This is a genomic window from Bradyrhizobium sp. B039 (assembly GCF_038965675.1).
In the GTDB taxonomy this organism is placed as follows: Bacteria; Pseudomonadota; Alphaproteobacteria; order Rhizobiales; family Xanthobacteraceae; genus Bradyrhizobium; species Bradyrhizobium diazoefficiens.
This window is the reverse complement of the sequence record NZ_CP152416.1, coordinates 7,496,471-7,521,979: the sequence shown is the minus strand read 5'-3', so window position 1 is coordinate 7,521,979 and position 25,509 is coordinate 7,496,471. Positions and strand designations below refer to the sequence as shown.

Sequence of the window (25,509 nt, the reverse complement as noted above, 5' to 3'; positions counted from 1 at the left end):
CTTGCCTCAACAATCGCTAGCCTTGTCGCGTAAGCGACATAGCTATCGGAAGCCGTCGGGAATGCGCATCGCTTCGCTGGCATGGAGTCTGCTCACCACCAGGGGCGTAGAAGCGACGCCACGACATCGAACGTCGTTGCGGATGGCGCGCACATGTGTTGTTCGTGAGGTGATATGCGACCTGGAGTTCTTATACGGGGCGCGGCAGCAGTTACGCTTGCCGCTTGCGGTGGCGCGAATTCGGCGGATCTCGATCCAGCGGTGAAGGTTTCATCCGACACTGTGGAGCTGGACCGGGAATTATATTGGCGTGCACGGCGGTGGCGGCTATGCCGGACATCTTCAGTGACCCCTAGGCCCATCTATCTATGGCGACGTCGTCCATACCCCTGCATCCCTGGCCGGGGGCCAGAGCGGTGATCACAGCTTTAGACCGTGCCGCCCAGTCGCCCACTCAGGTGTCTGGGAGATCGGAGCCTGATTCTGGCCCAAGACTTGCGTGCAACGTTTAGGACGCTTTGTGCGCAAGGGTCAGTGCTGGGCTTTGGAGGAGACACTGAACGCAGCTGCGCCAATTTCGTGAGGTCAACCCCAGCCTCCGTTATCCCCACACAACGAGGACGAGTGAACGATCATGTACAAGCTCGGCGCTTTCATGCTTGCGCTGCTGGGTCAGCAGGGATTGGCAGCCGCGCAGGCTCCGGCCGACAACATTGCAAAGCCGCTGCTGGTGCCGTCCGATTACGAGCGAGCGCTAACGATCGGCGCTCAATATAACCAGCTCACTGTCAATATGCCCGACGTTCCGTTCTGGCTCGCAGAGGGCGAAGCGTTCGTCTACCGACGGACGACTCAAGGCAAGCACCAGTTCATGCAGGTCGATGCTGCCACTGGCGGAAAGCAGCCGGCTTTTGATCATACCCGCCTCGCGGCGGCGCTGGCCAGGGCAAGCCTCGAGAACTATAAGGCCGACAATCTGCCGTTCGACCGTTTCGAGCTGGCCGACGATGCTCGCATGATCACCTTCAACATCGACAACACCCGGTGGACATGCGACCTCGTAAGCTATGGCTGCACAGCCAATGCCATGCACCCGGACGTCCATCAACAGATGGGCTATGACCCCACTCCGCCCGCGGAGAACGATCCGGAGAACACAAGCATATCCCCTGACGGCAAATGGTTGGCCTATACTACAAAATACAATATCTTCCTGCGCAGCGAGGACGGCTTGCAGGACATCCCTTTGACCTGGGACGGATCGGAAGGCAACTACTATGCTTTCTCGACGCTAAGATGGTCTCCAGATTCGCGTCACCTCGCGGCTTACCGCATCCGTCCAGGCCACAAACGTCAGATCCACTACATCGAATCGTCCCCGACGGACGAGCTTCAACCTAGATATTCGACGATGACGTATCCGAAGCCGGGTGATGCCTTGCCGCTGCTCCAGCCGGTGCTGTTTGACATCATCATGCAGAGCAAGATTGAAATCGACAATGCTTCCTTTCCAAATCCCTACCACCTTTCGCCGATCAAGTGGTGGAAGGATGGTCGCGGGTTCACCTTCGAGTATAATCAGCGCGGGCACCAACTCTATCGACTTGTCGAGGTGGAAGCTGCTGCGGGTAAGGTGCGCTCTCTGATTGATGAGCGCAGCATTACCTTCATCGATTACCAGCCTCTGGTGATGGACCAGCAGAAAACTGGAAAGTTCTTCCGCTACGACGTTGAGGACGGAAAGGAGATCATCTGGGCGTCCGAGCGCGATGGATACGAGCATCTGTACCTCTTCGATGGCCGAACCGGCGAGCTCAAAAACCAGATCACTAGAGGAGATTGGGTGGTTCGCGCGGTCTACTACGTCGATCCGGTCAAGCGCCAGATTTGGTTTGGTGCGAGCGGGAGGGACAAAGGGGAAGATCCCTATTTTGTCCATGCTTACCGTGTCGACTTCGATGGGAACGGACTGACCGCGCTCACTCCTGAACCGGCCAACCATCACATTGAGTTTTCGCCTAACGGCCGCTACTATGTCGACCTGTGGTCACGCATCGATGTCCCGCCGCGCTTGGCGCTGTATCGCGCCAGTGATAATGCCGAGCTGATGCAGGTTGAGAGCGCCGATATCTCGGAACTCATCGCCTCCGGCTGGCAGCCGCCCCTCAGCTTCCATGCCAAGGGCCGGGACGGCGAGACCGATATATGGGGGGTTATTCACAAGCCCCTCAACTTCGATCGAAACAAGAGATACCCGGTGGTGGAAAACATCTATGCCGGCCCTACGGGTTCTTTCGTTCCGAAGTCGTTCTCGGCCTTGGTTGAGCCGCTCACCCAAATGGGGTTTATCGTCGTTCAGATCGATGGAATGGGTACGAACAATCGCTCGCGCGCGTTCCACGACATTGCCTGGAAGAATTTAAAGGACGCCGGCTTTCCCGATCGGATTCTATGGCATAAGGCGGCGAGCGCGAAGTATTCATGGTACGATATTTCGAACGTCGGCATTTTTGGCGGGTCCGCCGGCGGGCAGAACGCGGTGAGCGCGCTGCTCTTCCATTCTGATTTTTACAAGGTGGCGGTGGCTAACAGCGGCTGTTACGACAACCGGATGGACAAGATATGGTGGAATGAACAGTGGATGGGTTGGCCGGTTGGTATCGAATATTCGCTGTCCTCCGCCATCGACAACGCCCACAGACTACAGGGTAAGTTGATGCTCGTTGTCGGCGAAATGGACCGCAATGTCGATCCGTCCTCTACCTTCCAGATGGCTGATCGGCTCATCAAGGCAGGAAAATACTTCGACATGCTTGTGGTACCCAGTGCAGATCACGGAGCGCCCGGCAATTATAGCGAGCTCAAGCTTCTGGACTTCTTCGTTCGCAATATTCTTGGGCAGATACCACCTAACTGGAACGCCCTACCGATTGAGCTGCTGAAACCCAATTAAGGGCCATGATTGCGCGAAGAGCTATCATCATTTAGGTCCAACGCCGTGGCGACTCGAACGAGCGCCCTCCGATTTCGCTTGTCTCTCAGCATTAGTAAGCAAAAGCACAGTCATCTATGACTCTTTGGGAGTTTTGGGACAGGCGCTGAACCTCCTCCGAATGAGTGGACACCTGTAGTAGGCTCATTGAGCCCGGAGGTGTCGAATGGAACGTCAACGTCGGTCATTTACCGAGGAGTACAAGCGCCAGGCCGTCGAGTTGGTGGTGTCCAGCCGTCGCACGGTCACGTCGGTGGCCAAGGAGCTCGGTCTGCGCGACTCGGTGCTGCGGCGCTGGGTCGACAAGCTCCGGCAGGAGCCGGCATCGGCGAGGTGGCGCCCCACCACGCAGGTGACGCCGATGTCGGCGGACCAGGCTTCGGAGATCGCCCGGCTGCGCCAGGAGACCGAACGAGCGCGACATTTTAAAAAACTGTCCAGAGCCGTTGCACGCTGCGCGGGTTAGAAACAGCCTTGTGCTATTCTCTGCGGCCGGGAGGGCAGCGGCCGTCAGCTTATTGGAGGCGCAATAGCTTCTTCCATACCTTGAAGACCGAACTCGTTCATCATCGCAACTACAAGACCCGCGCCGACGCCCAGCGTGATATCTTCGCCTTCATCGAGGGCTTCTATAACCGAACAAGGCTCCATTCCGCCGTGGGATATATCGCCCCGATCGAGATGGAGCTAAACGTCGCCTAAACCCGTCTAATTTTTTGGGGGAAGATCATACGGGACATTCACCGTTCAGCTGTTGCTGCCGCTAGCACCCCTGCCGGTTAAAACTCGACGGCGTTCTCAACATCGAACCAAGCATTGGGCCGAGGCTCGTCAGCTTCTCGGAAGCTAGCGCCCCATTCTGAGATCTCTGGACACTTGACCAACGCAATGCCTTCGAAGCGGCTCTTGGCTCGGCCGGTAAATTGCAAAGGTGAGTGTCGATTTCGCCGGGCTGTTGTTTTCGAGCGCGTCAATCAGCTTCTCGAACTGAACCCTCCGTAGCTCGCGCGGAGGATCCGAGCTTAGCTCGGAGGTTGAGAAACCTCTACGTTCTCCAATGAGCGTGGTGAGTCGATCGTTAATAAGCCGAATTGGGCTGAACTGGACAGTTGAGCGTTGGCCAGAGTGAGAGCAGGAAGAGGGACAAAAGGTCTCTGAGCCAAGCCAGGACACGGCGGAGGTTGTGGCCAACGGCCGAGAGGAGAACGTTAGCGGCATCTCCGGCGCGGCCTTTGAGATAGCAGCGGCCAAGGTGACCTTCGTTCTTCATGTGTCCGATGATGGGCTCGATGGCGGAACGGCGGCGTAGCTCGCGCTTGATGACGCCGAAGACGCCGCGCTTCTGGCCCGAGATGAAGACGCGGCGGGGATTTTGTGTGTCGTGGCCGCGATATCCCTTGTCGACATAGGCCCGTTCGATCGGGCAGCCGGTGAGGCTCTCGGTGCGCTCGATGACGTTGCGAAGGGTGTGACCGTCGTAGGGGTTGTCCGGCAGCGAGCAGGCGTGGAGCACGAACAAGCCGCCCGGAGCTCTTTGGTTGTTGGTGACGATGGAGGCCTTCACGCCGAACTCATAGGGCGGCGGCCTTGCCCTTGCCGATGCACTCGACCTCCGGAGCATGGAAGGAATACAACTTCCAGCCGCGCTGGCGCTGCTGCTGCGAGCCGATCTGGGTGGCTCGGCTCAGCGGCAGGGCGAATGCCCCCTCCAATGCGGCCTGGCCCTCGGTCTTGCGGCGAATGTCGCGGATGATCCGGCCCAGCCGGCTGCGCAGGATGCGCAGCTGTCGCTGATGCCGGTTGAATTGTTTGGCATGAGCGTAGCGGCCCGCCATCATCGCCGCGCTTTTGGCCACGCGAACATAGGATTGCCGGAGCCTGACCCCGTGCTTCCTCGCCAGGCGGTTCAACCCGCGGATCGCTGCATGCAGCAGCTTGGCGTCGGTCGGGAAGCTGATGGCCTTCGGTTGGACGGTCGTGTCGACCGTGACCCGCTTGAGGTCCTGGCTGCGCAACGCACCGCTCGCGTGCGCCACGCGAAGGCTCTCGGCCAACAACCGCTCCAGCTTGTCGCCGAGCCGCTTGCGCCAGTGGCTCAGGTCTGAGCGCTCATGCGGGAAAACGTGCTGGAAAAACTCTTCGCCGGTGAAGAACTGGAAGTACGGATCGTGGACCCAGCGCTCGCACACCCCCTCGTAGATGTGCTTGAGCAGCAGCAATCCGATCATGAAGCGGGTCGCGATACCCGGCCTGCCGTTGTCGCTGTAGAGCGGCGCGATCTCGCCGTCGATCCAGTCCCAATCGACCCTGCCGGCGAGCAGAACCAGCTCGTGTCGCATGTTGATGATCTGGTCCAGCCGGGACCGGAACAGATCGTTCGAGCCTGTCGTCCTGTGCTTCTTTGGTCGCATCGGTCCCTCCGATGCAGCACAGAATCACGGTTCGCAGCGGCAGGGAAATCCAAAATCGAAATTGCAGGTTTTTGCTGTGAAGCCCCAATCCCCTGCAATCTCAAATGCCGCCGCAACCGGAAAACAGACTCTCAATCAAGTGCTTGGAGGCTTGTTCACGGACAACTGGTGAGGATCAGAACAATCGAGCCATGGAACCTGACAGGCACTCCAAATCCAGCGTTGACCAGCCCGACGAGAAGCTTCGCGGCCGAGCGAGGCCCTGACCCTACGCGTCGGCATAGCAATCGTGGACCGGTTCATCATATCGTTTTACAGCTTAAGGGAGATGCAGTGAATCGTGAGGGGCTCTATTCTTCGATGTCCGCCGGATAAATTTGGAAATGCGGCAAATGATGATCGAGGACGATAAGGGGATTCGCCCCGGCATCGAAACGATGCGCGGGTTGCCTGCATTTTATGATGGTGCAGTCGTGACGACATCGTCGCTCACGAATGTAAGTCTATGTGTCGATCTGGACGCGGCGAAGCAGTTGGATCGATTACAGCCGATGATCGAACCGATAAACTACACGACGCTTTGGCAGCTGCAACCTGTGTCAAACAGTTGAAGTTCGATGCGGTTTCTCCTTTTCGCCCGATGAAGTAGTCTACGAAAATCGAGCGATGCAGTTCGTAGCGCATATTTAAGCTATCTAATGCGGAACGAACGCCGCATAAACTTCATCGGCTCCACTAGGGTTGGCGCGATTATCGCCGCCGCTTCGGCCAAATATCTCAAACCATATATGTTGGAGCTTTGGGCTCGACGCCGTTGATTGTGCTCAACGACGCGGGCGAAAAAAATGACAAGGCTGGCGCGAGCGCCAAGCAAAGGAGACAGGCGAGGGGTGTGGCCCTGCGAAGTGCACACCGCAGTTTTCCTTATTCGCGCGGGAGGGCCACTGGCGTGGAGCGTCGGTCGAGATAGCCACCAGGGAACGCAGTCAGGGGAAGGATTGGCGTATATGGATGCCATAACGCGAGCCCAACCAGCCGCGCGTCAAGCCGTACGATCAGTTTGCGGGCGATCATGTTAGCTATCGCCTCATCAATCTCGCCCTGCATTACATTCGCCGCGCCCGGCCGATCGCACAGGCGAGTTTCAGGCGAGCCTTCGTCCGCGGCCAGAAGAATTTCTCGCTCGAGGCCTCTGACGCGGTGTTCGCGCTCGATTGCTATGGCTCGCGTGTCCTCGACTATGATTTCGTCGCCGTTGTCCTGCATCGACAGCATAGAGAAAGTCGGCCCCCTCCAGGCTTTCAGCCAGGCATCGATGCCCTTGGCGACGGCATTTAGCCCCGGGCGGTTTTCGTCGCGCGGTGTGAAATGGCCGCCGACATCGTGGTCTTCGCTGTCTTCGAAGTAGTATACCTGTTCCGAGAGATCGCGCTCCGACAGCGGATACACGTAGCGATAGGGGGCGGCCGGGAGCAGCTTCAGTCCATGTTTCTCAGCTGTGTAATGATAGGGGCTGTAGCGCTGGTATCGCAAGCGTACCGCAGGTCCCGGCTGCAGATGATGCAGCAACGGCAACCAAGAGGCCATTTCCGCATACCATGCATCACACTCGCCGGGAAAGCCCCACAATAAACTCCAACTGACCCGCACGCCGTACTGACGGCACCACTTCAACAGCTGAACATTGTGCGCTGAGGTCGTTCCTTTGCGCATCAGCTTCAAAACACGAGTATCCAGGCTCTCAATACCCGGTTGAATCCAGCGGACGCCGGCGGCAGCCAGCTTTTCCACTTCGTGGCGCTTCAGGTTGGCTTTGACCTCAAAGAAGATCGCGAGCTTCTCGGGTAGCGCGGTGAGGTGAGGGAGCGCCTTTTCAAGGTAGTCAATGGCCATAATATTGTCTACAGCTTCGATGCGCGACGAGCCGTAGCGCGCCGACATCTCAATCATCTCCGCTGCGGCCTGCCCCGCGGGCTTCTGGCGGTAGGTCATCGATCCGCCGTTCAGCCCGCAAAACAGGCAATGACTGCGCTCGCCCCACCAGCAGCCGCGAGAGAACTCCATCGGCAGCCCAGCATGGATGCGGTCGGCGTAGAGCGACGCCTCAACCTCCGCAAAATAGTCCGAGAAATCCGGCAGCGGCAGGTCACGCATGTTCTCGATCACGGCGCGGGGCACTAAGTCGCGCGTCGACGCCGCGGGATAGCCGGCCTCGCGATGCGTCGGGCCGAAAACGCCAAATGGCAGGTCAGCAGGCGGGATGTCTCTGCCGCGATTTAGGATGTCCCAACACAGCGGGCCGATCAGTGCGTCGGCCTCGCCCGACACGACATAGTCGACCCATGGGAAACGCGCGTGAGTGCTGCGCCCCATTACCGACTCGCAGTTCGCTCCACCCATGAGGGTGACAAGATCAAGTGAGCGCTCGCTCAGCCGGCGCAGCAACGCGAGCGAGGGGACATGCTGGGTGAAGGTCGAGCTGCACCCGACCATAGCCGGCCGCTTCGCCAATATCTTGTCAGCCGTCCAGTCGATAAACCCGCCGATGAGCGAGCGCAGCCTAAGGAAATTCGCGCGACGCTCGGCCATACCTTTGCCTGCGTGTATCGGGTTGCGCTCGAAATAGAGGTCGAGGAAGGCGTTTTGTTCGGGTTCGAAGCCGGGAAAAGCAATGCCCGCGAACAGCCAATCAACCAGTGCCTCCTCTGGCGGGCAATTCTCAAGAGGTCCATAGTCGGCGATGCCTATGTATTCTAGAAACCAGATGTTGGCATATGCTATGGTGGATTGCAGTCCAGCCTGGGTCAGCGCTGATTTCAGCAGACCAAGCGCCAGTGACGGCCTTTCGACTGCCGACACAGGCATGTTGACTAGTACCCACTTTTCTTGGAACGTGAGTCGTGATTCAAGGTCGGGATGATACCCGAAGCAAGAGAAGTCCACCTTTCGAGGAAAGATCGCAAGGTGCTTGAGGCGTGCTGTCGCTCACCGGTGACGTTGCAGCGCGATTTGAAGCGGGCGCGGATAGTTCTGTTGGCGGCGGATGGGCGCAGCACCCGGTCGATCGCCAAGGAAGTTGGGGTCCAGCCGCGGATTGTCAGCCTTTGGCGGCATCGCTATGCCGACCATGGCCTTGAAGGGCTGCAAGACAAGCCGCGGCCTGGCAAGCAGCCGATCTATACGAAGACGACCGACAAGCGGATTCTGAAGCTGCTGGATAAGCCGCCACCGCAAGGGTTTGCGCGCTGGACCGGCCCCCTGCTGGCCGAGGCGCTGGGCGATGTCGATGTCCAATATGTCTGGCGGTTCCTGCGCAGCCACAAGATTGACCTGGTGGCTCGCAAGTCCTGGTGCGAGAGCAACGACCCGAACTTTACGGCCAAAGCCGCCGATGTTGTCGGCCTCTATGTCGCGCCGCCGGCGAAGGCCATTGTGCTGTGCGTGGACGAGAAGCCCTCGATCCAGGCTTTGGAGCGAGCGCAGGGTTATCTGAAGTTGCCCAATGGCCGCGCCTTAACCGGCCAAAGCCACGATTACAAGCGGCATGGCACCACAACATTGTTTGCGGCGCTCGAAGTCGCCACCGGAAAGATCATCGCGACCCATTCAAAACGCCGGCGCCGCGTCGAGTTTCTCGATTTCATGAACAGCGTCACCGCGACTTTTCCGAACCGCAAGCTTCACGTCATCCTCGACAACCTCAACACCCATAAAAAGAACGAGGACTGGCTCAAGGCCCACCCCAACGTGCAATTTCATTTCACGCCGACAAGTGCGTCATGGCTCAATCAGGTCGAAGTATGGTTTTCCATCTTGCAGGGGCAGTCGCTCAGCGGCACCTCCTTCACGAGCCTCAAGCAGCTTCAGGAACACATCGATGCCTACGTCAACGCATACAACGACAGAGCCGAGCCCTTCGTCTGGACCAAGAAAAAGGTCCGTCAACGCCGTTTCAAAGGCCGCCGTATCACTCAGCTCTGATTCCGGGTACTAGGACGATTGGCACAGCGATACTCATAATCATTCCACGTTATTCATGATGTGCGCACAGGTGCGTTCGCCATGCCATAGTCTCATGCGCCGGACGGCAAAGTGAATTCTGCGCGACTCCTGACCGGAGCCGTGAACATGAAGTCGCTAATTCGGCTAGTGGGCAGCCCGCTTCGAGCCACGATTTCCGCGTCACGTTCGTTGCCCGGCGACTGGACGGCATGAGCAAGCAGAGAGTGCTGGAGCCGAACGGGGAATAATTGCCTGCACGCGGCTCCGCTCTGGTATTTAGCGGCGCCACCCTCGAGTGAGACTCGCTGTTTTTCATCATTGATGAACGGACTGACGTCGTCATTCACATGGACCTATCAAAGTTTCAGGCGCGTCGTCGTCCGCTAGCAGGGATCACCGCCAGTGCAAGTTGCAGTGGCGCGCCACGAAAAGCCACGACCTCTCCGGAACCAGCGGCACCGTCGTCTGGCAGAACCATTTGATTGACCACTGGGCGGGGCAAGCCATTCTCGACTTAACCGCGTGCGTCCCAGTCGTGCACCGCTGATGCCCGAAATGAGGGCTTGGCTCGAAGCCGCAAGCGCGGAACCCCGCTGGTCTTCTTTTGTCACGCCGGTTGTGCACGCCACGAAGCCAGGGACCGTGGATGCGGAGCGGCATGTCATCGCGCTCAGCACTGCTGGATGGTGGGATGCTGCTGTCGCTTGAGGCTAAGTAGTGCCTCAATGCGAATCGGCACAATCTGCACCCGTATGGGAGGACGCGTGTTTGACTCCTTCGATGCGCCTCGTCGTCCAGTCACCGGTCTGCCAGATGAAGCAGTCGTCGAGGTCTTCTTCGATCAGCCCGGTCATGTACAACTGATCGAGCAAGTCGGCGACCCCAAGGAGGGTTGTTCCGTCAGCTGCGACCCGAATAACCAGCTCCGACATTGTGCAGTTGCCGTCCGCGATCAAAGGGCCAACGGAAATCGGGGCGATGTCGTCGAGCACGCGGTGTTCCATGTTGCGTGAGCGAAGATGAAAGCACCGGTTCCCTGCCTTATATTGCAGGTCCCTGCGGAAGCGGATCGGCAGGTCATGGGCTGGGCTCTCGAGCATATACTGTTCGATCATGCTCTGCAGCCCGCCCCGGAAACCGTCAGGCGTGCTGAAGAAGCGTTCACCCAGAATGCGGGTACCCGAGAGGCCAGCGATCGCTACCCGGCACCGGCGTCACCAGTCGTAAACGCCCCTGCCGCATATTTACGAGGAAGCCGGAAACGCAGGCGATCGTCGTGTGATTGCGTTCCAGAAAGGCGATTGCACCGTCCTTGTTAGCGCCCCTGCGCTTCTCCTTCCGCTCGCGCGCGCGCCCGACCATGGCCTTTGCTGTCTGCGCCTCCTTGCCCTGCAGGATGAGTTCGACTCCTAGCAACTCCTCAGGCGAAAAGGCCGTGTGAACCTGATTAAGATGGGCCCTGCTCAGCACGGAGAAACGATTCGTCGTCGTGCGATATAGATTGAAGAGCCCGAGCACGTGCCTGGTGAGTGCCGGATCCTTGAGTGGGGCTGCGGTTGTTGTTTGCGGTAACGCGCCCGTAATCTGATAGTAGTCGAACAGAAAGCGATCGTAGTGTGGGTTGTCCATAGGATCTGTGGCCCAGTAGCAGAAGCCCGTGCGGACTGCAGAACCAAACATTTCGCTCGCGACACCAACCACGCCCCGCCAAAGCGCTGCATGCTCTTTGCTATGTCGTAATAGCCTGTAAAGCGATCGGCCGAGAGGCCACAGAACCAACAACCGACGCTGCAGCCTTCGCTTAGCTCGAAAGCGATTATGGGGTGCGTGAGCGACGCCGCCGACACGCCCAATTGGTCATTGCAGCGCCGGATTTGCCGCTCGCGCCAAGCATGAAAGCGAGGATTGATCGTCGACATCTCGCCTTCGTCGCGCAAGAGGTCGCGATGACGCATCATCTCGCGGAGATACTCATCCCACATCACAGCCAGCGGCCACGGCGCAGACTCCGGCTTGAAGCGGTATTGTTGGTAGCCACCGCGCCAGAGCGGCAGCACCTCCATTGGATCCACATTGATGCCGTACCGCTCTGTTACCGCTCGAGGGGTGGCGATTGCCTCCGCAAGCGCCCTGCGGAACTCCTCGTCACCGACTAACCGCTCCATGAAGCGTTTGAGATGCGATAGCGTGCGCAGTTGCTCCGGGGTACGCCGGTCAAAAATCTGTCGGTAGTGCTCGGCGGCAGCGTGTGTCATTGACGAAGCTTACTTCATGTTTTCATCGCACTTCATCGCACTTCATCGCCTCCTCGAGCAACCACCCGATGCGGTCAGAGCGAAGGCATGTCAGACCTCGGCCACGACCGCTACAATAACAACCACAACAACTGCAACGGGCTCAACTGCTGTGGCGTGGTCAGAGGCCGCTTCCGCGGCTTGCGCGCCGCTCGTGGCCACCTCTGCAAGGGCCTGAACAGCGCCGGTCGAGATCGTATCACTCGAATTAAAAGTGCCACCGGCGAGCGGTTTAGTCGTCAACTTCTGTCGAGCTCGAATGCAACTTTTAGCTTCATCAGGTGTGAAGCTGTAGCCGAGGCTCTTTCCGATCGCGACAATCGATGCAAGGCCGGTAGCAATTGGTTTTACGCGTTCAAGCAGACCACCGTCGTTCCCCAGATCGTTGACGAATCGCTCTACGTCAGTTCGCGACACAGCCAGTCTCCGTGCCTTTGCTCAAAGTCGCCAAATCATCCATCTCGGGCTCACAAGCGATTGGTGCCGACGCCGTTAACAGGGCAAGAGGCGTGCCGAATTGAAGATTGCTGATTTTTCGTTTTTCTGACCCTGCGTATCGTCCACTTGGTGACACTTTGTTGCCGAACTGACAATCGGCCCGCTACGCGGGACGAGGTTTTCGTTGACAGTATCCAAACGGAGCAGGTTCTTCACGGCTGCGCCACAACGACGGAGGCAATCCGTCGAACAATACAAAATAGTCAAGAGAGCCTGGGGGCGCTGTCCAAGCGTTATGGATCAATCCGAAGACCGTCGCAAAATGGAAGAAGCGCGGTTCGGTGGCCGATCTTCCGACCGGCCCGAGAGAGCCAAAATCCACCAGTTTGTCGCTTGAGAAGGAGGCCATCATCGTCGCCTTTTGCAAGCATGCGCTGCTGCCGCTGGATGACTATGACTGCCTTTATGCTCTCCAGGCGACAATCCCGCATCTGACACGCTCATCGCTTTATCGCTGTCTTCAGCGCCATGGCATCTCACGGCTTCCGACGTGGAGGATGGCAAGGGCGTAAGGCGCAAGTTCAAAAGCTATCTCGGATACTTCCACATCGACATCGCCGAGGTTCGCACCGCGATGGGAGGGCTTTATCTCTTCGTCGCAATCGATCGAACCTCGAAGTGCGCCTTCACCGAGTTGCACGAAAAGCCACGAGTGTCACAGCCGACTTCTTGCGGAACTTGATCAAGGCAGTCCCTTACAAGATCCACACCGTTCTGACGGACAACGGCACCCACTCACCGACCCAAGCGGTGGGAGTTGGACTGTGGCCGATATCAAAGCCATGATCGAACGAAAGCAACCATTTTGGGCTCATGCCTTCGAGGTGGCCTGCGCCCGCAATGATATCGATCGTTGCCTGACCAAGCCTAAGCATCCCTGGACCAACGGCCAGGTCGAGCGGATGAACCGCACCATCAAGGAGGCCACAGTCAAGCGCTTCCACTACGACACGCATGACGAGTTGCGCAGCCACCTCGCCGACTTCGTCCGCGCCTACAACTTCGCTCGCCGGCTGAAGACCCTGAAGGGCCTCACGCCCTACGAATACATCTGCAAATGCTGGACTTCCCAGCCAGAACGATTCAAACTTAATCCGCTCCAGCAAATGCCGGGACTAAACACCTAGTTTGGAAACGCAGTCGCTGTTGGAGCTTGCATACGGACGGCGCGGGCCGCTCGCCGTCGAAGGAGAGCGGCAATCGCCGTTCTTGAACCGGGCCCGTTTCTTGAGCCGCTGGTTGGCTGCTTTCGGGCAACGCTCCCTGTTGCTGATCGCGCTGCTGCTCCTCTGGTAGGCAGCTTCCAGGTTTGGTTTGGTAGATCCGGTCTTCCTGCCACCGTTCACGGAGGTCATCGTACGCTTGCGCAAACCGGCGATCATTCACTACTCTTGAGCACAGCCAGCGAATTCACACGGCGCTTTGCGCCATCAGCAATCGATATGGCCATCTTCTCCGGAAATCCTTTTGGAAGCGCATTCAGCACCTGATCTATGGCCTTTGCGGCTGTATCGCCGAGCTGCTGGATGACAACCTTGACTGTTTTGTCGGGTAGACCGCAGCTTTTCGCAGTCTGCACGAAATGTCGGCCGAGAACCGTGTGGACGATGTAATGCCGGTTGCTGCCGATCGCCATGGCCAGCTTCATTTGGTTTTGGCTGATCTGTCCAGCGTCCAAGCTCGGTTGGGTCGAAATGATGTCGTAAAGCGGTGCAAGATGAAAACGACCGCCCGGCGCCAAATGAATGCTAAAATTCTTCGCGTGGCCATCGGTGGCGGCAAGCAGCCAGAACACGATCTGCGCCTTGAAGAAAATGGCCTGGTCGTCCTCAGGCGTATCGCTGCCCTTGAGGAAATCCGAGATTTTGCGGATGCCGGGTCCGCCATCGGATTCATACTTTCGCGCGGGTGGAACGGACAGCGCCTGGCAGCAGTCTTCCTGCGGCAGCCGCAACAGGCGGCCGTCGCGCGTCCAGATGCGATCGAACCGCTCAACTGCGAGCACGCGGCGCCCGGCGAAATCGATGATGCTTGATTTGGCGACAGGCAAGCCGAGTGCCGCAACCAGCTCAAGGCACAGATGCTCGTTTTCAACGCTGCCGGTCAGGTCGATTCCGTTCGGCAACTTCCCGATCTGCGGCTTGATAATGTGCGTAGTTGCGGTCGTGCCATGAGGCACGTGCCACTTGTCTTTCCAGTAAAGCAGCGCTGTCTTTTCCTGCGCGCCCGCGAGAGAAATGCGGAAGTCCTGGTCGGGGCCGATGCCGAGCGGATTGCTGGCAAGGTTGCCGAGAATGGCGGCGATCTCCTGATCGCTAGCGGCGCGGCCATCAATGGCGCCGGCGCCCCCGGGTGCGGCACTGTCGGGAAGGAATTGCAGCGCCCCGATGCAATCGCGGCCGATGGCGGAGAGCAGGCTGTAAGCATCGGCGCCATCAGCATGCGCGCGTTCGGCGACGCGTCGGCGGATGTCGTCATTATCGGGCAGAAGATTGTCAAAAACAGCGACGACGGGATCGCCGATATAACGATCCTCCCGCAATGGCAGCGACACGGAAACGGGGATGGCATTTTCCCACGCGAGCCACTGCTTGTCATACTGGAAATCGATTGCGCCACTGCTCTCGCGCCGCAGCCGCCCGACCAGCCGTGCGTTGAGGTAGACGTTGAGCGGCGCGCGGGCAGGGCGACGCGCCATCAGAACAGATCCTCAATCGCTTCAGCCGTCAATTTGGTGCGCGGCCGGATGACCAGCTCGAGGTCGAGCGCGGCCAGCGCATCCATCAAGATGCGCAGCTGCGTTGCAGGTTCACCGGCCTCCAGCTTCGAGACCGTCGCTTGACGCGCATGCATCTTCTCACCGAGGTCCCCCTGGGTGAGCTTCTTCTGCCGCCGGTAGCGCCTGATCCCGGCGCCGATTTGCTGGGGGGTGCGGGCAATCGTATCCATAAAGGCATGATACGCAAACGCGTATAATTTGTCAATATACGCGACCGCGAATATCTACAGATCATACGCTTTCGCGTATACTAGGCATATTGAAATTACTAAAAAGCTAAAGCTGATGATCGATGTAGAGCTGGGCTCGAATCTGCCGGTGGGCGAGAGAGCCTCCTCGACATGTCGAACGTTCGTATCACTATCGTGCCAAGCAACTCCTTGTATCCATTTTGCCGCAATAGTAACAACAACAAATTCAATGACTTGAGGCCGGATTGTTCCCGATCTGAGACCGGACACTAGCTCCGATCGGACCTTTGGAGTCTCGACAGCGATTGAGCTGGAAAGCTATATTAGAACATACTAAGAACTGATCTTCCGGTTGTGTTTTCAAGACCCACTCTCACTAACATTTTGCCCGGCAGGCCGTGCATTTAGTGCCGCCAACTCAGGATGAGGTCGGGCCCAGGAGCCGCGTCATTGACCTTGTTCCGCCATTTGCATGACGACGCCTTTTTAGCTTTTTCGCGCGATCACAAGCACCTGTACGCAGCGTGTCTGCTGGATCTGCACGAACGCTTCTTTTCAGGCGCGCCGTCGTTCCCGACGCCGCAGCAGGTGGTCCACGCCATCTACGACGTCATGCGCGCCAACCCCGTCCTCTGGAACGAGGGCGATGATTTCGGCAGCCTGCCGGAAATGATCTCCGCGAGACGCCGCCGGATCCGGAAGGCCGACGTCGCGCTCGCTTCCGAGAAGGGCGACAAGGCGCTCGGTCTTGCCCGACAACTATACGCCCGGCTGCTCGTCTGGGGATGGCTTGAAGAGGAGGAATACGGGCTTCGCGTCACTGTGGACATGGCTATGGGACCGCTGCTCGTGCTGCAACGGCTCGCGAGCCTCAACAAGGATCTCTCGCAGCGATTCGGCGGCTTGATCGTGCAAATCCGCCTCAACCTGGAGGCCGTCGAAAAACTGAGGCCTGAGATCACCGACCGCAAGCAGCGCGAAGCCGCGCTCGCCGTCCGCGAGGCGCGCAATCAGGCCGACCAGTTCACTAAGAGTCTGCGGGCCATTCTGGCCGACCTGAAGCGCGTCCGACGGACCGTCATGGAGTCGAAAACAGTCGCTACCCGGCTCGAAGCCTTTTTCGAGGAGTTCATCGAACAGCTCCTGCTGAAGGATTTCGAGTCCATCCTCACCGTCAACCATCCATACCGCTTCCGCGACGCCATCGTCGATCTCGCGCGGAGGATCTCCTACAGCCCGGAAACCATGCAGGTCCTCGCCGAGGAGTACATAGCTTCCAGCATGGCAGCCGACATCGAGGACGGTCGAATGGCCGCGGCCGACGACCTGCTGGCTATCGAAAGCATCTTCGATCAGATCGGGGAGATGTTCGACAGGATCGAGGCCTTCCGCAGGCAGCTCGAAGCCCGGGTCCGCAACACCATTAAGTACGCCGAGCGGGGCGGGCAGGGACTCGTCGGCCGGGCCGGCGGCCTGGTGCGGCGCCTGGATGCCTTACTGCGCGACGGCAGGCACCACAAGGCGACAATCGAATGGAGCATCGAGCCGCTGCGGTCGCCCTGGTCGGAGCACCATCAGGCGCCGGCCAGGCAGCCGCGCCGTCCCGTCGAAGCAAGGGAGCTCGCCGAGCCGCCGTCGGATCCGTTGTATGAACTGCGCAAGAAGCTCCGCCTCGAGTACATCGCTCGCATCGCGCCCCGCCCCGAGGATGTCAGACGATTCCTCGAGGGCCAGGTGCCGCCATTCGCGACCAGGGAAGCCCGCTTCATGGAAATCGATACCGTGGACGACTTTCTCGCCTTCGATTGCGCCCGCCGATATGCGCTGACAGGCGAGGTTCCGGCGCAGGTCGCGGCCGGGTTCGAACTCGAACCGTGCCCCGACACGCCCCCACACGACAGCGAATGGCTCCGTTGCGCCAACTTCCTGGTCAAGCGATCGGGCGCACTCCGGAAGGCGAGGCGGCTCATGCTCAGTGAGTTCGAAAACGTCGAGCGCTCCTTCGGCGCGGAAAAGGCAGCCGACCTCCGCAAAGCGCAGCACTTCCTGCTACGGCGGCAGTTCGTGTTCGCGGGAGACCCCCGGACCGGGACAGTCTACAACACGATCATGGACGGCCGCTTCCGCGACGTGGTCGACGGCTTCTTCGATAGTTGCGGATACCGCGTCCACCGCGATCCGGAGGCGCAGTGGGCCGGCATCGTCGCCATGGACGAGGACGTGCCGCTGCCCCGGATGAAGCTCGACGAAACCATCGTCATGCTGGTGCTGGCGGCATACTGGCAGCAGGAGGTGAACGTCGGAGCAGTCGAGGACCGGGCCGTCGTAGTGGCCACTTTGAACGACCTGTTCGATCGCTACCGCGAGATGGCGCAACACGGCGGCGGTGGCGCGATCTCGGCCGCCCGGTTCCGGGACATCCTGCGCGAGGTCGCCCAACGCAGTTTGGTCGAGATCGGTGATTTTGACGACGAGCAGCAGGACTGCGAGATCAGGATCCGTCCGATGATTAAGCTGATCAGTGGCGGCGATGCCCTCCAACGGCTCGAGCGCTACGTCCGTAGCGAGGAGGCGCGGTTTCCGCAGCCCGCAGGAGACGAGGCATGATGGAGCTACGCCACCTGACGATGGTGAACTGGCACCTATTCGACGTCGCCGACATCGACGTGAGGGGACACGTCGGGGTCCTGGGCGAGAACCGGTCCGGCAAATCCACAATCCTCGACATGGCACAGGTCGTTCTCACCGGCGGGAGCCGGCGGTTCTTGCGCCTGAACGCGGTCGCCGGCGATAGCGGAAAATCGCGCAGCGGCTCGAAGCGCAGCGTCGTCGATTACTGCCTTGGGACGCTCGGCGAAGATCAGCGCCGGCGCGACGAGGCGCGCACCTACATCGCGCTCGGTTTCGAAGACACGGAAGGCGCCCGGTCACCGGTCACGATCGGCATGGCGCTCGAGGCGCGCAAGTCCGACAGCAGGGAGACCGTGCTGGCACTCTTCGTAGCCGTCGGGACCGTTCTGAGCTCCAAGGACTTCATCGAGCAGCGAGGAAAGTCGCAATTCCCGGCGCAGTGGGAGGACGTGCGCGCCCGGATCGTCGCAGCGGTCGGCGAAGGCAACTTCGTCAATCATCGCGACCGGGCGAGCGACTATGTCCGCGAGTACATGCGCCATCTTCTGCCGCATTCGTCCTTTGGCGAACAGAACGCCAGCGCCCTGCAGAAATCAATCGTCAACGCGATGACGCTCGATCACAACCAGACGGCGACGCAGTTCGTGCGGAACTACATCCTCGAGGACAGTCCGATCGGCATCAAGGAGCTGCGCGAGTCGATCCAGACATACCGCAACATCAGCGAGACCATCCGGAAAATGCGCCTCAGGCTCGAAGCCCTAAGGGCGCTTCGGGGCGTCCTCGCCGCGCTTGAAGAGGCGCTCGAGACCAAGTTCAGGGAGGAATGGGTCGCAAAACGCGCGACTTGGCTCGCGGCGCGCGCGACAAACCTGGACTTCAAGACCAAGCGGCGTACCGAGATGGCGCGCCGGGACGCCGCAGCAAAAGAACTCGAATTCATCGACGACGACGTCAAGGCCATCGATAAGGAGATCGAACGCCTCACGGCCGCGATCGCCGAGCACGATGCCAAGACCGGCAGAAAGTCCCTGCAGCAGACCGCCGATGTGGCCGGGCAGGCGGCGCACCGCGCCTCGGCGGACTTCAAGGCTCGCATGGAGAACATCCGTCGCCTGGAGCCGCTACGCGCGATGTGCGCGGACGGTTTCGAGGACTTCGTTCCTGCGCTTGAGCGTCTTCTGACCGCCACCGCCGGGGCCGACATCGGGGGCGTCTCCGACGAGGTCACCGCGGCCGAGAAGTCCTTCGCGGCAAGCGGCGCCAAATGGCTGCCGAAGATCGACGAAGCGCGTCAAAGGATCATCGCGGAGCTTTCCGGCCTCCGCGGCAGGCGCGACGAGGTGCTCGAACGGATCCGACAGCACGCCGCCGGAGGGGCGCGCGCCTATCTCGGCGACGACACTGAACTCCTCTGCCGCAGGCTGCGGCAGGGTGGAATGGTCCCGCGCGTACTCTGCGACATCATCGAAGTCGCCGAACCCGAGTGGGTAGGAGCCGCCGAGGCGCTCCTCGGTCGCGACCGGGAAGCCGTGTTCGTGGACAGAGCGGATATCAGCGCCGCCACGTCAATCTTCAAGGAAGGTCGCCGCGAGTTTCGCCATGCATCGCTCGTGAGCCTAAACAAGCTCGAGCAGTTCAGGGCCAAGCCGGAGCGCGGCACTTTCCCCTCGATCTTCCGGAGCCAGGATCCGGACGCGATGGCCTTCATCATGCGCCGCTACGGCAACGTCCGTCTCGCCGACACGCTCGACCAGTTCAACAGGCCCGGCCGGGCGATAATGAAGGACGGCCTCTACGACGACGGACTCGTCCGGAGCCATCGCTGGATCGAATCCTCGCAGTATAAGATCGGAAAGGCAGCCCAGGCGAACGCCCTGCGATCCCTGCAGGATCAGGCCGAGGAGCTGGGTCGGATCCTGATCGACAAGGGGAAGGAGGCCCATGCCGCGGAGCAGGCTTTTGCCGCTCTGAAGAACATCTGCGAGGGACGTAATGATCTGGGGGCTTGCGCGGCCGCCTTCGCGGCCGCGCAGACTGAGGTCGCTGAAGCTCAGGCCAGGCTCGATGCCCTCGACGGCGCGGGGGACGGCGGGCTTCGCGACAAAAAGAGGGCGCAGCAAAAGCTGAAGGAGAAGAGGCTGGAGGAGAGAAAGACACAGCAGAAGGCGTTCGGCGAGCATGACGGCGAGGTCAGGTCGGCGGAGAGGAGGCTCGGAGAGGGCGAGAACGTGCCCGGCTCCGAACTCAACCTCAGGGTCGCCCGGTCGATATACCGCAAGTTCTTCCCACTCTACTCCACCGCGAAAGGCAGGGCCGTCTACCGCGACCGCCTCGATGCCGCAGCCCAAAAGGGCTTCGCTGAGAAACACCGGGCCATCGCCGAGAAGGCCTTGAAGGATGCGAATGTGTCCGACAACGAGCGCGCCCGGATCGAGCGACGGGTCCGCGAGCTTCTTTACGATTACTTCGACCAGTTCGGGATGAGTTCGCAGGTCGGTGCGGAAAGCGAGCCGCTGCGGGAGGTGAAGCCATGGATGGAGCAGCTGATCTCGGATATCGAATCCAATGAGCTGCGCCAGTACGAAAGGCAGGCGCGGGATGCGGCGGAAAAGGCCTCTACCCTGCTGCGCGGCGAGTTCATCAACGCGCTCACGGCCCGGATCGGAAAGATGGAGCGGGAGCTGCAATCGTTGAACCGTAGCCTCTACGCACATCCGTTCCATAACGAGCGATATTCATTCCATCGCACCCAGATGGTGGAATTCCAGCCCATCCTGAAGATCATCGAGATCGCCAAAACCTCTCCGGAGGCGCTCGATATGCTGTTCCGGGGCGACGTGCCCGATGACTTCCCGCACAAGGATACGATCGTCGCACTCGAGGCGCTGCTCGAGGACCCCGACAAGGATTTCACCCAGTTCGAGGACTACCGCAACTTCTACACCTTCGAGATCCACATGGAGGATGTTGCCACCGGCCGCTCGACCCGCTGGGAGCAGCGGCGCGGCACCGGGTCTGGCGCCGAACAACAGGTGCCTATCTACGTTGCCATCGGCGCTTCGCTGGCCGCCGTCTACGGCAGCGCGGAGCGTCGTGCCGGCAAGCCCGCCGGTTTCGCGCTCGCCATGTTCGATGAGGCCTTCTCCAAGATGGACGGCAAGAACCAGCGGCAGATGATGAGCTTTTACAAAAACCTCGGCCTGCAGTTCGTGATCGCGGCGCCGTTCGAGAAGCGCGTCGCCGTGCTCGAGCACATGGACACCATCGTGGAGGTGGACCGCATCGGCGAGCAGTCCAGGGCCACTGTGGTGGAACTGAAAGAGAAGGCCAAGCGCGAGCTGATGGCCATCGATCCGGACCTGATGTCCGAAGATGAGCTCGCCACCCGTCTGGCCGCCGAGTAGCCATGGCTCGGCGTTTCACGGATGCGATCGGCCTGCTGAACGACCTGCTCAACCGCTTCGAGGCGGGGGCCGCAAGCCCGATCGCCCACCCGGACTACCCCGCTTTCCCATCAGTAGTCGCGGCGGACGCCTTCCTGAAACAGATCAGGGAAGCCGAAAGCGCCGGCGCGGTCTCCCTTGGTTGGGGGCGGGGCCCCATGCGCGACCAAGTGGCACATGTGCGGCTGGCCTCGGCGGAGATCCTATACCGATATCTCCGCCGTACCCCCGCGTCGCGCATCGCGGAGGATGCCGCTGTGCGGCTTGTCGCCGGGGCGGCGATGCACGACTCTCTGAAGAACAGCGCTTCCCAAGTCGCCGAGGTATGGGGGCGGGGGAAAACGTGGCACGGGGTTGCTTCGTCCGATGTCGAGACACTGCGCGACGCGTTCGTTCTCGCCCAGGCCATCCTGGCTAACAAACATCTTGGCGTCGACTACAAGACCTTCTCGAGACGAACGGTGGGGCACAGCAAAACGCTCGAACGGATCGAAGGCGCGGTCGTGCGGCTCCTGAGCGGCATCCTGGAGTTTCCCCCCGGCGCGCGGCCACGCGAGGCGCTCCGGGCAATCGGCCTTGAGCGCTTCGCGCCACCGCTGCTGATCGCGGGCAAGATCGACCTCGATGGAGCCGACCTCTCCGGAATCTCTCCGCTGTATCTCGGAATCACTCCCAAGGAAGCAGATCGCGTCCGCTTCCGGGAGCCGCCGGCCTACGTGCTAACGATCGAAAATTTCGCAAGCTTCAACCGGCACATCGCCGAGGCGGACCCCGGCCGATTAGGAACGACCATGTATGTCGGAGGGTACCCCTCGCTTGCCACCCAGCAGGCGCTGCGGACGATCGCAGGATTGGTATCCGAACAGACGCCGATCTTTCATTGGTCGGACATCGATCCGGACGGCACCTGGATCTTCCACACCATCGAGCGCGCCGTCGACCGGCCGATCCGTGCCCACCTCATGAGTGTCGAAGTTGCCGAGCGTTTGGGACAAGTGCCGTTCAAAAAATCCGCACCCGCTCGATGTCCACCGGACTCCGGTATCGCAGCTCTGGCAGCGTACCTGGCGAAAGATGGAGCCAAGACGCTCGAGCAGGAAGAACTCGATCCAGTCCTGCCAGAGTTTCATTAGAAAATGCGCGCGGACGCTCGTGGTTGCTGCTTTGGCTGTCTCGCTCAGGACGTCATTTGTTTCAAGCGCGACAACAGCACCGCCCGCAACTACGTGCTGCGGGCAAACCGACATCGTTTCTTCATAAAAACGCTCAACCAGCATTGGCATGCCAGTTGCTTGAAGATGGGACGAAACCACCTGTGACTATGATGCTCGTTCAGCATCCGGTTGAAGTATTGAGATGAAATATGCCCGCTTGATCGATGGCAGAGGTCCCCCGATGCGCTTTCCAAACCGGGCGCCTGCCTCGCGAACTCTGCCATCTTGGGATCGCGCTCCGGTTTGCCGGGCAGAAGCCGATTGTCTTGGGGGCTCGCAACGAATGGTGGTTCTCAGCAAGAACGCCAGCGTAAAGGCGTCCTCAGGACGATCGTTTGGCATCGGATTAGCCCATGGTTCGGGGTGGGGCATCTGCGACATGCAGAGCCTGCGCTCTTGAAGCTAGGTGTCGGCCTTGCATCGGGGCTTGCAGATGGTCAATGAGCTAATGCAGAACGATTGGGATCTTGAGAACATACTCAGGCAACAGGACGAGCTCAAGGTCAAGCTGCTTCGCGCCCAATCGGTTGTCGCCGAATGTAAGGCAGGATTGGCGGATCTGGAGCGGAGGCTTGAGTGTCGAGCGGTCTCGATCGATGAACGCCAGCGCAACTCTGCGGCAAACAATTCAATACGCAACGCACGGCCGCCTAAATCGCGAAGCCTCGATAATCCTGTTAACCCGGATGCTGCCGTGGCGTTTTCGCCTCGATGGGACCGCTGAAAGCTGCCGCCGCGCACGTTAACGGCGACAGGTTTTGGGACGGACCTGGCGAAGATCTCGAGACGCATGGTGTTGCGAACCCGGCGGGCGAACTGGACAATTAGGTGCGGCCTTGCCGATAGGCTCGGCTTTTTGGCTGATCGCGGTGCGTCCGCCAGGGATGCGCGCAGAGCAGCACCAGATAGGGGACGTATCGCCGCGTCTTTGGCTAGAGCCTCCTGTTTCGGGGCTGCTCACGTAGATGTCCTGAATCGAGTGTCAAGAGCTCTCCACTTCCAGCCAGTTCGGTCGTCTTGTCCGTCTTTAAGTCGTTGAAATTTCCGATTAGGCGTCCATGGAGGGGGCGCGAGCGGGCGCGTTCAATGACCACGATGGTCCGCTATGGCCGTTGGGCAGGCGACGTGCCGAGCGGTGCTGACCGCGGAAGCCGACCATGCCTCCGGCATCGCATGGATGATGACGGAACTCACTGACTATGTCCCGCAAGCGATCACTCCGGAACAGGGCGGGTAACGGCAGTCATCTAAAAATTCGTGAGACACCAGGAAGAGGGGATCCGGTGCGAATGCGATCCGGTGCCGGCCGTAGCCTCGTCAGCTTCTCGAAAGCTTTCCCGAATACTCACTGCCCACCGATCCTGGACGAGAGGCTGCGTGGACTCACGCGCAATTGGAGTTGCACAAATGAAATCGGGGACCGGTTGGGAGCTCAATCAGTGTGAGCAGGCTGACGTTACGAAGTTGTTGGATTTTCGTACTATCGCAAAACGCTTCATCTTTTTCGCGCATAGGCAAGGTGCTGCTGCGCGATCTCAAGTCCAGGCGTCTACTGCGTCGGATAAATGTCATCTTGTGCGCGCCAGTGACGCACGCGGCGACTCGATCAAGCCAGCGCTCAATACCAGAAAAGGCACGCGACAATGATGCGCGTGACAAAAGCACGAGCAGGTCAATGACAAAGCGTTTTCGCAACTGGGCCCTATTGTCCATACTCGCCTCCATGGTTGTCGGCCCCGCCGCAAAAGCGCAAGACCGCCGGACTATCGCCGAACCTGTTGCACCTGATACGGTCTGTGATCGCCCTGTGCCTTCCGGCAAGAACGATACAGTTAGCCTACAGGAGGCCATTGAACATTGCCCCGATGGCGCTGCAGTTTATCTCGGGCGCGGCGAGTTTCACTCAGGTCCACTCGAGATGAAATCGGGCGTGACCTTATGGGTCGGACGCGGTGCGACACTGATCGCCATCCCCGAACCTGCCGCTTACGACAAGGGCCTCGGACAATGTGGTCGCATTGCGGAAAAGGGCGACGGTTGCCGGCCATTCATCAGCTTTTCTAAAACGCGCGGCGGCGGTATCTACGGAGAGGGCATCATCGATGGTCAGGGCGGCGCGCTGATCGGCGGCGGCGCGGAAACCTGGTGGCAGCTAGCCCGCCGCGCCCAAGCCCAGGGCGGCAATCAGAACGCCCCACGCTTGATCCAGGTCGATCATGCGCAGGATATCACGTTCTCTGGTGTCACCTTGCGCAACGCTGCCAATTTTCATGTCGCGATGAACCGGGTTGAAGGTGCCACGTTTTGGGCCCTCACGATCGATTCGCCGGCGGATGCCCGCAACACCGATGGCATCGATCTTGGCGCCAGTCAGGATGTGACCATCACCCACAGCTGGATCCGTACGGGTGACGACAACGTCGCAATCAAGGCCGGCGACAATGGTTCAAGCAGCCATATCTCGATCATTGATAATTATTTCGGCTGGGGGCATGGCATGTCGATCGGCAGCGAGGTGAATTCCGGGGCCAGAGACATATTGGTGCGTAATCTGACACTGGATGGTACGACGTCGGGCCTGCGCATCAAGAGCGATGTTGGTCGAGGCGGTCTGGTCGAGAACGTGACTTATGAGTACGTGTGCCTGAGGGGCAACCGGTGGCCGCTGGCTTTCGATGCAAAATATGATCCGCGCGCTCAAGGCACGAGGATTCCGGTCTATCGGCAAATCGTTCTCCGTCATGTGCATGGCGACACTGGTGTGCTGCTGATGCGCGGCATAGACGAGCGGCATGCCCTGGACGTGACACTCGAAGATGTTCGATTTGCCAATTCCGCGACTTGGCAACTTGAACATGCGAACGTCAGCGCAAATCACTCTGACGTATGGCCCCCGCTGCCCGGACGAGCTACACAACCGCCGCTGCGCGGATCGGAGGTATGTTCCAAGGCATTCCGCGACGGCAATCGGTAAGCACTACACGCGGCGCCGAACTCAGGTGGTGAGTTCCGCATCTGGGGCCAAGATTACTGGTGTGACGAAGGTCGGGC

15 protein-coding genes and 3 pseudogenes are annotated in these 25,509 nt (G+C 59.8%); 11 read left to right on the top strand and 7 right to left on the bottom strand.

The window, feature by feature from the left end; genetic code table 11:
* Positions 1-634 precede the first annotated feature (634 nt).
* The 3 genes and pseudogenes from AAFG50_RS35620 to AAFG50_RS35610 all read left to right on the top strand — a co-directional run.
* Entirely contained in the window at positions 635-2,953 is a 2,319-nt protein-coding gene (locus AAFG50_RS35620) for a S9 family peptidase (RefSeq protein ID WP_011084771.1), read from the top strand.
* A gap of 205 nt (positions 2,954-3,158) precedes the next feature.
* Positions 3,159-3,458 (top strand): transposase, encoded by a 300-nt coding sequence (locus AAFG50_RS35615; RefSeq protein WP_011084772.1) that lies wholly within the window; start codon positions 3,159-3,161, stop codon positions 3,456-3,458.
* A 65-nt stretch (positions 3,459-3,523) separates the two neighbouring features.
* A pseudogene (locus AAFG50_RS35610) lies at positions 3,524-3,694 on the top strand (IS3 family transposase); the annotation flags it as partial.
* A gap of 376 nt (positions 3,695-4,070) precedes the next feature.
* On the opposite strand, the pseudogene AAFG50_RS35605 reads toward AAFG50_RS35610, so the two are convergent.
* A pseudogene (locus tag AAFG50_RS35605) lies at positions 4,071-5,403 on the bottom strand (IS5-like element ISBj2_B family transposase).
* A 392-nt stretch (positions 5,404-5,795) separates the two neighbouring features.
* Between AAFG50_RS35605 and AAFG50_RS35600 the strand changes: the two are divergent.
* Positions 5,796-6,014 carry a hypothetical protein gene (locus tag AAFG50_RS35600; protein WP_223153707.1) on the top strand — a complete coding sequence of 73 codons (219 nt, stop codon included), beginning with the start codon at positions 5,796-5,798 and terminating at the stop codon, positions 6,012-6,014.
* Between the two features lie 313 nt (positions 6,015-6,327).
* Here the strand turns inward: AAFG50_RS35600 and AAFG50_RS35595 are convergent, their stop codons facing one another.
* On the bottom strand, positions 6,328-8,268 hold the full coding sequence (locus AAFG50_RS35595; protein WP_049832623.1) for a RiPP maturation radical SAM C-methyltransferase: 1,941 nt from the start codon (positions 8,266-8,268) through the stop codon (positions 6,328-6,330).
* A gap of 51 nt (positions 8,269-8,319) precedes the next feature.
* Between AAFG50_RS35595 and AAFG50_RS35590 the strand changes: the two genes are divergently transcribed.
* Entirely contained in the window at positions 8,320-9,384 is a 1,065-nt protein-coding gene (locus AAFG50_RS35590) for an IS630-like element ISRj1 family transposase (RefSeq protein ID WP_011084514.1), read from the top strand.
* Positions 9,385-10,127: 743 nt separating this feature from the next.
* Here the strand turns inward: AAFG50_RS35590 and AAFG50_RS35585 are convergent.
* The 3 genes from AAFG50_RS35585 to AAFG50_RS35575 all read right to left on the bottom strand — a co-directional run bounded on the left by AAFG50_RS35585 (position 10,128) and on the right by AAFG50_RS35575 (position 12,116).
* On the bottom strand, positions 10,128-10,520 hold the full coding sequence (locus tag AAFG50_RS35585; protein WP_011084778.1) for a hypothetical protein: 393 nt from the start codon (positions 10,518-10,520) through the stop codon (positions 10,128-10,130).
* Positions 10,521-10,566: 46 nt separating this feature from the next.
* Positions 10,567-11,034, bottom strand: a complete 468-nt coding sequence (locus tag AAFG50_RS35580) for a hypothetical protein (protein ID WP_026312699.1) — start codon at positions 11,032-11,034, stop codon at positions 10,567-10,569.
* Between the two features lie 716 nt (positions 11,035-11,750).
* On the bottom strand, positions 11,751-12,116 hold the full coding sequence (locus AAFG50_RS35575) for a Nif11-like leader peptide family natural product precursor (protein WP_011084781.1): 366 nt from the start codon (positions 12,114-12,116) through the stop codon (positions 11,751-11,753).
* 213 nt (positions 12,117-12,329) lie between these two features.
* Between AAFG50_RS35575 and AAFG50_RS35570 the strand changes: the two are divergent.
* Positions 12,330-13,324 (top strand): annotated as a pseudogene (locus tag AAFG50_RS35570) (IS481 family transposase).
* Positions 13,325-13,575: 251 nt separating this feature from the next.
* Here the strand turns inward: AAFG50_RS35570 and AAFG50_RS35565 are convergent.
* Together AAFG50_RS35565 and AAFG50_RS35560 are read right to left on the bottom strand one after the other, a co-directional pair.
* Positions 13,576-14,895: a type II toxin-antitoxin system HipA family toxin gene (locus AAFG50_RS35565; protein ID WP_011084785.1), complete on the bottom strand. Its 1,320-nt coding sequence runs from the start codon at positions 14,893-14,895 to the stop codon at positions 13,576-13,578.
* Complete coding sequence (locus AAFG50_RS35560; RefSeq protein WP_011084786.1) at positions 14,895-15,146, bottom strand: helix-turn-helix domain-containing protein; 252 nt, start codon at positions 15,144-15,146, stop codon at positions 14,895-14,897. Before AAFG50_RS35560 ends, AAFG50_RS35565 begins: the two co-directional genes overlap by 1 nt.
* A 471-nt stretch (positions 15,147-15,617) precedes the next feature.
* Between AAFG50_RS35560 and AAFG50_RS35555 the strand changes: the two genes are divergently transcribed.
* The 5 genes from AAFG50_RS35555 (at position 15,618) to AAFG50_RS35535 (ending at position 25,432) form a co-directional block, all read left to right on the top strand.
* Positions 15,618-17,774 (top strand): Wadjet anti-phage system protein JetA family protein, encoded by a 2,157-nt coding sequence (locus tag AAFG50_RS35555; RefSeq protein WP_342714082.1) that lies wholly within the window; start codon positions 15,618-15,620, stop codon positions 17,772-17,774.
* Positions 17,771-21,205, top strand: coding sequence for an SbcC/MukB-like Walker B domain-containing protein (locus tag AAFG50_RS35550; RefSeq protein ID WP_018647407.1), 3,435 nt, complete (start codon positions 17,771-17,773; stop codon positions 21,203-21,205). Before AAFG50_RS35555 ends, AAFG50_RS35550 begins: the two co-directional genes overlap by 4 nt.
* Positions 21,206-21,207: 2 nt before the next feature.
* Complete coding sequence (locus AAFG50_RS35545) at positions 21,208-22,377, top strand: Wadjet anti-phage system protein JetD domain-containing protein (protein ID WP_011084791.1); 1,170 nt, start codon at positions 21,208-21,210, stop codon at positions 22,375-22,377.
* Positions 22,378-22,891: 514 nt separating this feature from the next.
* Positions 22,892-23,182 (top strand): hypothetical protein, encoded by a 291-nt coding sequence (locus tag AAFG50_RS35540; RefSeq protein WP_014497834.1) that lies wholly within the window; start codon positions 22,892-22,894, stop codon positions 23,180-23,182.
* Between the two features lie 951 nt (positions 23,183-24,133).
* Entirely contained in the window at positions 24,134-25,432 is a 1,299-nt protein-coding gene (locus tag AAFG50_RS35535) for a glycosyl hydrolase family 28 protein (RefSeq protein ID WP_014497833.1), read from the top strand.
* Positions 25,433-25,509: the final 77 nt, after the last annotated feature.

Bases quoted from the DNA above. Each gene is read 5' to 3' on its own strand.
- AAFG50_RS35565 (WP_011084785.1), bottom strand. From the start codon at position 14,895: ATGGCGCGTCGCCCTGCCCGCGCGCCGCTCAACGTCTACCTCAACGCA.
- AAFG50_RS35535 (WP_014497833.1), top strand. From the start codon at position 24,134: ATGACAAAGCGTTTTCGCAACTGGGCCCTATTGTCCATACTCGCCTCC.
- AAFG50_RS35615 (WP_011084772.1), top strand. From the start codon at position 3,159: ATGGAACGTCAACGTCGGTCATTTACCGAGGAGTACAAGCGCCAGGCC.
- AAFG50_RS35585 (WP_011084778.1), bottom strand. From the start codon at position 10,520: ATGATCGAACAGTATATGCTCGAGAGCCCAGCCCATGACCTGCCGATC.
- AAFG50_RS35595 (WP_049832623.1), bottom strand. From the start codon at position 8,268: ATGCCTGTGTCGGCAGTCGAAAGGCCGTCACTGGCGCTTGGTCTGCTG.
- AAFG50_RS35540 (WP_014497834.1), top strand. From the start codon at position 22,892: ATGGTCAATGAGCTAATGCAGAACGATTGGGATCTTGAGAACATACTC.
- AAFG50_RS35590 (WP_011084514.1), top strand. From the start codon at position 8,320: ATGATACCCGAAGCAAGAGAAGTCCACCTTTCGAGGAAAGATCGCAAG.
- AAFG50_RS35550 (WP_018647407.1), top strand. From the start codon at position 17,771: ATGATGGAGCTACGCCACCTGACGATGGTGAACTGGCACCTATTCGAC.
- AAFG50_RS35560 (WP_011084786.1), bottom strand. From the start codon at position 15,146: ATGGATACGATTGCCCGCACCCCCCAGCAAATCGGCGCCGGGATCAGG.
- AAFG50_RS35545 (WP_011084791.1), top strand. From the start codon at position 21,208: ATGGCTCGGCGTTTCACGGATGCGATCGGCCTGCTGAACGACCTGCTC.
- AAFG50_RS35600 (WP_223153707.1), top strand. From the start codon at position 5,796: ATGATGATCGAGGACGATAAGGGGATTCGCCCCGGCATCGAAACGATG.
- AAFG50_RS35580 (WP_026312699.1), bottom strand. From the start codon at position 11,034: ATGGACAACCCACACTACGATCGCTTTCTGTTCGACTACTATCAGATT.
- AAFG50_RS35620 (WP_011084771.1), top strand. From the start codon at position 635: ATGTACAAGCTCGGCGCTTTCATGCTTGCGCTGCTGGGTCAGCAGGGA.